The organism is Neisseria sp. P0021.S006, assembly GCF_051956895.1.
Window position 1 is genome coordinate 1 of sequence record NZ_JBQCWZ010000724.1, and the last position, 704, is coordinate 704.

Sequence of the window (704 nt, forward strand, 5' to 3'; positions counted from 1 at the left end):
GATTTTGGGATGTTTGGCCGCTTCTACCATTTCGGCAATGGTAAATTCTTCTGCTTCTTGGCTGTCGGGATGTACGCCGATGGTGCAGTAGATGTGGTCGTGTGCCTGGGCAATGTCGAAGACTTCGGCAAAACTTTGTTTGCTGACGCTGATGGCAAGCGCCTGTTTGACGCTTTGCGCTTCCATATTGGCAAAGACTTCGGGCAGGCGGTCTTTTAGGCCGTCAAAGTTGAGATGGCAATGTGAATCGATTAAATGCATGGTATTACAGGGTAAAAGTAGTACGGTCGCTGCGCAGGCGCGGACCGAGCTCGGCTTCGATCAGGTTTTTTGCCTGCTGGCAGCTTTCGTGTTCGGAAAAGGCAAGGCCTACGCCTTTGGGGCGGTGGGCCGAGGTGCGCGCCGGATTGATCCAAACGACTTTGGTTGGCAGGAAGCGTTTGGGATAGTCGGCGATTTCGACGGCCAAGAGGATGTCTTCGCCTAGGGAGAATACGTCATCGGTCGGCACGAACAGGCCGCCGTGTTCTAAAAACGGCATATAGCAGTTGTACAACAAATTGGGGTCTTTGAGTTGCAAAGCCAACATCTTCGCCGGAATGTCTTTTTTATTCATCATTGATTACCTGTTAGGGTTTGTTTTGCCAAAAATCCAAATATTCGATAAGCAGATACTCAAGCTGCATTTTAACACTCAAGGTATG

Annotated in this window: 2 protein-coding genes and 1 pseudogene; all 3 read right to left on the minus strand. The window is 49.9% G+C overall.

The features are described 5' to 3' along the window. The coding region (locus tag ACTHUM_RS16710; RefSeq protein WP_440403517.1) for a TatD family hydrolase at positions 1–261 on the minus strand (261 nt) is incomplete at its 3' end. Positions 262–265: 4 nt separating this feature from the next. Continuing rightward, positions 266–619, minus strand: coding sequence for a PilZ domain-containing protein (locus ACTHUM_RS16715; protein WP_003746058.1), 354 nt, complete (start codon positions 617–619; stop codon positions 266–268). A 10-nt stretch (positions 620–629) separates the two neighbouring features. After that, positions 630–704: pseudogene (locus ACTHUM_RS16720) on the minus strand (DNA polymerase III subunit delta' C-terminal domain-containing protein); the annotation flags it as partial.

What these genes read in the sequence shown, in the direction of transcription:
- ACTHUM_RS16715 (WP_003746058.1), bottom strand. Translation starts at nt 619, where the DNA reads ATGATGAATAAAAAAGACATTCCGGCGAAGATGTTGGCTTTGCAACTC.